The sequence below is a fragment of the Ruminococcus sp. AM31-15AC genome (assembly GCF_003462045.1).
GTDB lineage: Bacteria > Bacillota > Clostridia > Oscillospirales > Ruminococcaceae > Hominimerdicola > Hominimerdicola aceti.
Genome location: NZ_QTYG01000001.1, coordinates 165,118 through 172,753, shown reverse-complemented (window position 1 = coordinate 172,753; position 7,636 = coordinate 165,118). Strand labels below are relative to the sequence as shown.

General features: G+C 38.0%; 9 protein-coding genes and 1 pseudogene. 5 read left to right on the top strand and 5 right to left on the bottom strand.

The genetic code is table 11. The annotated features are described in order from the left end of the window. From DW793_RS00825 to DW793_RS15605, 5 genes and pseudogenes are all read left to right on the top strand, one after another. The coding region (locus tag DW793_RS00825) for an integrase core domain-containing protein (protein WP_147342137.1) at positions 1-441 on the top strand (441 nt) is incomplete at its 5' end. Positions 442-645: 204 nt separating this feature from the next. Then, positions 646-1,059, top strand: a pseudogene (tnpA, locus tag DW793_RS00820) (IS200/IS605 family transposase). 4 nt (positions 1,060-1,063) lie between these two features. Further along, positions 1,064-2,161: an IS200/IS605 family element RNA-guided endonuclease TnpB gene (tnpB, locus tag DW793_RS00815; RefSeq protein WP_118156787.1), complete on the top strand. Its 1,098-nt coding sequence runs from the start codon at positions 1,064-1,066 to the stop codon at positions 2,159-2,161. A gap of 651 nt (positions 2,162-2,812) precedes the next feature. Next, positions 2,813-3,979: an AAA family ATPase gene (locus DW793_RS00805; protein WP_118156785.1), complete on the top strand. Its 1,167-nt coding sequence runs from the start codon at positions 2,813-2,815 to the stop codon at positions 3,977-3,979. After that, positions 3,976-4,098, top strand: a complete 123-nt coding sequence (locus DW793_RS15605) for a hypothetical protein (protein ID WP_260647247.1) — start codon at positions 3,976-3,978, stop codon at positions 4,096-4,098. The genes DW793_RS00805 and DW793_RS15605 overlap by 4 nt, the downstream gene beginning before the upstream one ends. Here DW793_RS15605 and DW793_RS00800 read toward each other — a convergent pair. The 5 genes from DW793_RS00800 to DW793_RS00780 form a co-directional block, all read right to left on the bottom strand. Then, positions 4,069-4,437: a hypothetical protein gene (locus DW793_RS00800; protein ID WP_118156784.1), complete on the bottom strand. Its 369-nt coding sequence runs from the start codon at positions 4,435-4,437 to the stop codon at positions 4,069-4,071. The genes DW793_RS15605 and DW793_RS00800 overlap by 30 nt on opposite strands. Before the next feature lie 71 nt (positions 4,438-4,508). Further along, positions 4,509-5,429, bottom strand: coding sequence for a translation elongation factor Ts (tsf, locus tag DW793_RS00795; RefSeq protein ID WP_022287299.1), 921 nt, complete (start codon positions 5,427-5,429; stop codon positions 4,509-4,511). Between the two features lie 75 nt (positions 5,430-5,504). Next, positions 5,505-6,248: a 30S ribosomal protein S2 gene (gene rpsB, locus DW793_RS00790; protein WP_038671579.1), complete on the bottom strand. Its 744-nt coding sequence runs from the start codon at positions 6,246-6,248 to the stop codon at positions 5,505-5,507. A gap of 175 nt (positions 6,249-6,423) precedes the next feature. After that, on the bottom strand, positions 6,424-6,714 hold the full coding sequence (locus DW793_RS00785) for a YlmC/YmxH family sporulation protein (protein WP_038671581.1): 291 nt from the start codon (positions 6,712-6,714) through the stop codon (positions 6,424-6,426). A 64-nt stretch (positions 6,715-6,778) separates the two neighbouring features. Next, complete coding sequence (locus DW793_RS00780; RefSeq protein WP_118156783.1) at positions 6,779-7,564, bottom strand: sporulation initiation factor Spo0A C-terminal domain-containing protein; 786 nt, start codon at positions 7,562-7,564, stop codon at positions 6,779-6,781. Positions 7,565-7,636: the final 72 nt, after the last annotated feature.

Below are 7,636 nucleotides of genomic sequence, written 5' to 3'. Positions count from 1 at the left end.
GAGTATACCAGGATAAGATTTTTATACGGATATGAGGAGCAAAGCACCTATTCTTCAGCAGACTTTGTAAAAAGGCTGGTGAAATGGTACAAACGCAGAGGAATAACGGCGAAATGTATTCAGACCGACAATGGATTTGAATTTACTAACCGCTTTTCGCCAAGCAAAAGAGACAAGAAAACGCTGTTTGAGAATACGCTCTCACAACTTGGCATTGAACACAAACTCATTCGTCCATATACGCCCAGGCACAATGGCAAAGTAGAGCGCAGTCACCGAGAAGATCACAACAAATTCTATTCGTGCCATAGGTTTTATTCCTGCGACGACTTAAACGTGCAGCTAGCTGCACGTTTAAGTCGAACAAACAATCGTCCTATGCGTCCCCTCAAATGGTTTTCGCCTATCGAATTTCTTAATAATAGTGTCCAATATGATTGACAAACCTACAATTTTTCCTCTGTTGCTGACCTCAACAAAAGAAAAAGGTCAACAAAAAAGAGAGCATCTTATATTTAACCATATATAGCAAGAAGTCCCCCACCTCTTAGGTGGTGGATGAATTGCCTCTCTACGATACTTGACCAAACTTGAGAAAAATGCTATACTGAAATCAGTCGAATGAAAGAGAAAGGCTGAAAAACTATGGAATTAGACAACAACGCACATTTAATATTTTTGTTGCACTATTATTTAGTGCTTGTAGTAAAATATCGTAGACAGGTTTTTTATGATGAGATATCAAAACGATCAAAAGAGATATTTGAGTATATATCACCAAAATACAATATTACTTTGCAGGAATGAAACCATGATAAGGACCATGTACATATATTATTCAAAGCACATCCCAACTCGGAAATCAGCAAATTCATAAACGCATATAAAAGTGCAAGCAGTAGACTTCTGAAAAAAGAATTTCCGCAAATACGCCAAAAACTTTGGAAAGAATATTTCTGGAGTCAGAGCTTTTGTTTGCTAACAACAGGTGGAGCATCGATTGAAGTGATAAAGAAATATATCGAAAGCCAAGGACAAAAAAACCGAAAAAGGAAGTGAAATCATGGCGAACAAGGCATACAAATTCAGAATATATCCAAACACAGAACAGCGGGTCTTGTTTGCTAAGACTTTTGGCTGCGTTCGATTTGTATACAATCGCATGTTGGCGGATAAAATTAAGTATTATGAAAAAACCAGAAAAAAGTTGAATAATACACCCGCTCAATACAAAAAAGAATTTGAATGGCTGAAAGAAGTAGACAGCCTTTCACTAGCAAATGCTCAAATGAATTTGCAGACAGCGTACAACAATTTTTTTAGAAGTCCTAAAATTGGTTTTCCGAAATTCAAATCCAAGAAATCTAACCGCAAGAGTTATACAACAAATTGCATAAACGGAAATATTTTGATGGAGAATGGTTATCTGAAACTTCCGAAAATCGGCTTTGTTAAGCTGAAACAGCATAGGCAAATTCCATCTGATTACAAGCTGAAATCTGTTACAGTTAGCCAAACTCCAAGCGGAAAGTATTATGCAAGCGTTCTTTTTGAGTACGAAAGTCAAGTACAAGAAAAAGAGCCTCATAATTTCTTGGGTTTAGATTTTTCCATGCACGAGTTGTACAAGGATAGCAATGGAAATGAACCATCATATCCAAGATACTACAGACAGGCGGAGAAGAAACTAAAAGATGAACAACGCAAGTTGTCACTTATGCAAAAAGGCTCTAAGAATCGAGGTAAACAACGTGTCAGAGTTGCAAGACTACATGAAAAAGTAGCCAATCAGCGTAAGGATTTTTTGCACAAACAATCAAGGCAGATAGCCAATGCTTATGATTGCGTATGCATAGAAAATCTGGATATGAAAGCAATGTCACAGGCTCTGCATTTCGGCAAATCTGTTTCGGACAACGGTTGGGGAATGTTCACAACGTTCTTACAATACAAACTTGAAGAACAAGGCAAAATGCTTGTTAAGATAGACAAATTCTTTGCAAGCAGTCAGATTTGCTCGTGCTGTGGTTACAAAAATCCCGAAACAAAAAATCTTGCGGTTAGAGTATGGGATTGTCCAGAATGTGGCACACATCACGATCGAGATGTGAACGCTGCAATCAATATCAGAAACGAAGGCATGCAAATCGTTTTCGCATAATGATTGATCAAAAACCGTGGGACACACGGGGTTAGCTCGCTTATGCTTAGTACATTAGTACTATCGAACGAGAACCTACTGCTTGCTTTTGCAAGAGGAAGCCCCCACCTCTTCTGGTGGGGGAGGATGTCACAGTCAAACTTTACCTCTATTTTTCTTATATTTTCACCGATTTTTATATCAGTAAAATCTCAAAATGGAAAATGAAATCAATGAAAACACTTATAGCCTCTGATAGGTATGAAGATATAAGTTTTGGTATAAAATTAAACAATGGAAATATAGGGCATGATAGCGATGTATATAACTTTCCATATTTCTGTTCTTTTCTCGTTAAGTCTTTTCTTAAACAAACATTTTGATTTATCACAAACAAAGTATAGACATTTTATGCGAAATGTGATATTCTTATATTATTTCCATTGTTAATATTGCACTTTGACAAATGTTGTCGAAACGAGCAGACATTCTGATTATCCCCAAAGAATGCCTGCTTTGTTTTTTTGCAATGAGATTGATTTTTCTGTATAATGGGCATACTATAGATAATAAATGTTAAAGTTACACGAATGTAAAAACAAAATATTTGTTTTTACGCTTGACTTTTTTAAACGATTGTATTATAATAATATTGAAAGGAGCTGATAATCGGTGATTAAAGTTTTAAAAATATCTGCGGAAGGTCTACCACTATACAATGGAAAATGTGAAATCAACTTTATAAACACACAAAGAACAACCTCGAATGATACCGAAGGAATGTTTAAGCTTTCTTCCTCAAACGCCAACAGGCTGTATACAAATAATATAGAAAGTTTTTTTGGAATCAATGCTTCCGGAAAGACCACAATTTTAAGGCTTATTTCTTTTGTTTTTTCTGTTTTAAACAACGAGCAAATAAATAATATAAAATACTGCGGAATACTTGGGGAAGGCAACGAGCAGAATGAGATTGTTTTTAACATTGTATTTGTAAATTGCAATACTGTAAATCTGCTACACACTGTTATTAAATATGCAGATGAACGCTATACAATAATAGAGGAATATATTAAATCCAGGAAGTTGCTCGCATCTGACAACAAAACAAGCATCTTTGACTTTTCTTCGGCAACAACGATAATGAAAAGGAAAGATGATGAACAATACCTGGTAGACGATATGAGCATTATCGTGGGATACAAAAAAGCAGAAAAAACAACGATCGTATTTACTGATATGTTTGAAATCACAAATATAAACAGGTTCAAACTCTTAAAAGAATATCCTCTAAGCGTTCTATCTTATTTTGATTCCAAGATAGAATATATTAATACTAGTGAAATCAACGGAAAAACGGTTATATATCTTAAGTTTCGAGGAGAAAAAGAGAAAATTCTATATGATCTTGCAGAGCTCAATACCTATTTATCTTCAGGAACAATAAAAGGAATAAATGTCTTTGGAAGAGCCATATCTCTTTTTGAAACTGGTGGATATCTTATAATCGATGACCTAGAGAACCACTTCAATCATGAGATCGTATCAACGTTGATAAGATTTTTCACGGACAAAAGAGTAAACCCGCATGGAGCAACCCTTATTTTCTCCACACATTACTCAGAACTCCTTGAACACATAAAAAGAAATGACTGCATTTATATTGTGGAAAACAAGGATAAAATCACAATAACTCCATTAAATGAACGAATGCAGAGAAATGATGAAAATAAAGTACAATCGTTTAAAAGTGGACTCATAGGCAATACTGCTCCTTCATATGAAGCATATATCCAACTCAAAAAAAGTATCATAAATAAGGTGGAGACAAAGCCATGACAGAAGAAGTATATATAGCCTGCATCTGTGAAGGAGCTGCAGAAGAAACTATAATTGATATTTTACTTGATAATGATAAACTTATATTTTCAGGAAAAGCTTACATATGCGATATATGATGTTCCGTCAACGTCTATTACGTCGTTAACGTGGTTCTGAGCATAAAAGCTATCGCTGTTAGCACTTGTTCTAACGTGGCATCTTATTCCTGCTGCTTCACATAAGTTGTATACGTTGAGTGCTGCTGTAACGCAGTTCTCGGTTGTGCCGTCCATTTTGGAAGCATAACTCAGAATGCTTTTTGTCTTGGTCAGCGTATCCTGATCTTTTATCTGTTCAATATATGCATTAGCTGCGTCGTCCAGATATTCGCTGTTTGATGCAAATATGGCAAACGTATTATTTGAAGTTATAATAAGAGAGGCAATAATGTGATGCAGTATAATAAAACTTGACAAGTTACAATCAAAAGCCCATAAAAAAAGTCCCTCGGCTCACCACCGAGGGACTTTCATTTATGTCAGAAAGATTACTTTGTCATTGCTGCAACTTCGTCAGCGAAGTTCTCTTCCTTCTTCTCTACGCCTTCGCCTCTCTCGAAACGAACGTACTCAACAACGTCGATTTTGCCACCAAGCTTCTTAGCTACAGACTCAACGTACTTGCCAACAGATACCTTATCATCCTTAACGAATGCCTGCTCAAGGAGGCAGTTCTCAGAATAGTATTTGCCGATCTTACCGTCGATGATCTTGTGCTTAACCTGCTCAGGCTTGTTAGCCATCTTAGGATCCTCAGCCATCTGAGCCAGCATGATCTCTCTCTCCTTGTCAAGAGCGTCAGCAGGAACAGCCTCTCTGTTCAGATATGCAGGATTCATAGCTGCAACCTGAAGTGCACAGTCCTTACCAGCAGCAAGGAGCTCAGCATTGTCAGCTGCAATGTCAGAATCAAGCTTTACCATAACGCCAATGCTGCCTGCACCGTGAACGTAAGGAACAAGAATGCCTTCCATTCTCTTGAATCTTCTGATTACCATGTTCTCTCTGATCTTGATGAACAGATCCTGAAGTGTCTCTTCAACTGTCTTGTCACCACCGCTGATCTTTGTTGCCTTAAGTGCGTCAACGTCAGCAGGGTTTGTCTCGATTACTGTATCAGCAACTGCTGCAACGAAAGCCTTGAACTCATCATTGTTAGCAGCAAAGTCTGTTTCGATGTTTACTTCAAGAACGCAGCCTACGTTGCCCTTAACTACAGCTGTGCAGATACCCTCTGCTGCAACTCTGCCGCTCTTCTTAGCCTGTGTAGCAAGTCCCTTTTCACGGAGAAGTGTTACTGCCTTTTCCATATCGCCGTCAGCTTCTACAAGAGCCTTCTTGCAGTCCATCATGCCAACGCCTGTTGCTGTCATAAGTTCTTTGATCTCTGCTACGGATACCTTACCCATTATTATTCCTCCTAGTGTTTTATATCGAAATAGGCAGACAAATATACTATAAATGCCTGCCTGAAATTTCAGCTCTTATTCAGCAGCCTCGTCAGCTTCTTCCACCTTATCTGCCTCTTCAGCGGACTCAGCGTCCTCACCCTGTCTGCCTTCGATTATAGCGTTAGCCATGCAACCAGCGATAAGCTTAACTGCTCTGATAGCGTCATCGTTACCTGGGATAACATAATCAACATCGTCAGGATCGCAGTTTGTGTCAACGATAGCTACTACAGGTATGCCAAGCTTCTTAGCCTCTGCTACAGCGATCTTTTCCTTTCTTGGGTCAACAACGAAAAGTGCGCCTGGAAGCTTCTTCATGTTCTTGATACCGCCCATGAACTTTTCAAGCTTTTCTATCTCAAGCTTCAGCTTAACAACTTCCTTCTTAGGGAGAAGGTCGAATGTGCCGTCCTCTTCCATTGTGTGGAGCTGCTCAAGTCTCTTGATTCTCTGCTGGATCGTCTTGTAGTTTGTCATCATACCGCCGAGCCATCTTGCATTTACATAATGTGCATTAGCTCTCAGTGCCTCTTCCTTGATAGAATCTCCAGCCTGCTTCTTTGTACCTACGAAAAGTACCTCTTCGCCATTAGCTGAGATGTCACGGATAAACATATAAGCTTCTTCAAGCTTCTTAACGGTCTTCTGAAGATCGATGATGTAAATTCCGTTTCTTTCTGTGAAAATGTATGGAGCCATTTTAGGGTTCCATCTTCTTGTCTGGTGACCAAAGTGTACACCAGCTTCAAGAAGCTGCTTCATTGATACTACTCCCATTGTAGTAACCTCCTGTTTGGTTTTAGATTTCTGCTTTTGCAGATGTTTTTATCCTCCGGACGGCTTTACTTGCTTTCACCTGTCTTACGGCAGGACCAACGGCAAAAACCTGTCCGTGCGAATTGCTTTAATATTATATCATATTTTCTATTTCATTTCAAGAGTTTACGACAATTTATTTTAACAAATTTTCGATTTTTACAGTTCTGCTCTTTGTGCATACTGCACTATCGTTGAATTTTACAAGTATGGTATCTTCGCCGATAAGCTCGATATCCGAGCATTTTATGATAATATCCTCATCTCTGCCCATGATACCGAAAGCCCTTGGTTTGCCATAGACAATCAGTGAAACTATATTCGCTCCCTGAGTATCCATTTCTATATCATCAACATAGCCTATTTTCAGTCCTGTTCGCATATTGACGACCTCTTTATTTCGTAAGCTTGAAAAACTACATATCATGAAACCTTCCCCTTTCAAAAAAAGTGCATACCCTTTATAATAGGTATGCACTTTGGGGATCGTCCTATGTATGATCGTTTTTGTTTTTGTAATACATCTCCAACTGATCGTTATACAAATGCTTTACATATAAAGCTATGGTGTTTATGTACATTGCATTTGTAGGCTTTGTTCCGTTAGCAAGGCAACTTTCAAAAAGCATTTGCTTATCCACAGGCTTCATTTTTTCCCAGCCTGAAACTATAGCACTTCTTGTTGAGCGTTCAATAGCTGCAGTGCTTTTTCCGTATTGTTTTTCAATGTCCTTATAAAGTTCGCCTATTTGTACTTTATTACCGCTATATTTGAATATAATAAGGAATATCATGTAGTAGATATGGTCATATCCTGAATGCTTTCGGTTTATGCCCGTTGATGTTATGATCCTATGTATCTCCTTTGAAATATTCTGTCTAAGGATATCAGGATCGACAGGTATCCTTTTTAGCTTGTCAAGCATATAGTGGCATACGTTCTTAGCGTCGTATGGCATAAGTATGTGCAGAATATCATCATAATCGAGAAGAATACGGATCGTTTCTGTGTCATCATAAGTGTAGATGTTATATATTATTGGATGAATGTCATCTTCGTGAAGTATCTCACGAAAATGCAGAAGCTTTTTATATCCCAGCTTACAGCAGTCAATAACGATAACGTCAGGAGTATATTTTACAGCACCTATCTCAAGCTCTATTTCAGTATCACCGCATATATGGACCTTTGTACCATTGCGTTTCAGTTCCTCGGTCAACAGTTTATGCTGGCCGTCATATGACTCGGAAATAAGGACCGAATAATCAGTCAGCATACACTTCAACTCCCTTATGACGATTTAACATAATAACTCATATATATATTATATCAAATTTTTTGACTACAA

Coding starts and splice junctions, on each gene's coding strand:
- tnpB (WP_118156787.1), top strand. CDS start 1,064: ATGGCGAACAAGGCATACAAATTCAGAATATATCCAAACACAGAACAG.
- DW793_RS15605 (WP_260647247.1), top strand. CDS start 3,976: ATGACAGAAGAAGTATATATAGCCTGCATCTGTGAAGGAGCTGCAGAA.
- tsf (WP_022287299.1), bottom strand. CDS start 5,429: ATGGGTAAGGTATCCGTAGCAGAGATCAAAGAACTTATGACAGCAACA.
- rpsB (WP_038671579.1), bottom strand. CDS start 6,248: ATGGGAGTAGTATCAATGAAGCAGCTTCTTGAAGCTGGTGTACACTTT.
- DW793_RS00785 (WP_038671581.1), bottom strand. CDS start 6,714: ATGATATGTAGTTTTTCAAGCTTACGAAATAAAGAGGTCGTCAATATG.
- DW793_RS00780 (WP_118156783.1), bottom strand. CDS start 7,564: ATGCTGACTGATTATTCGGTCCTTATTTCCGAGTCATATGACGGCCAG.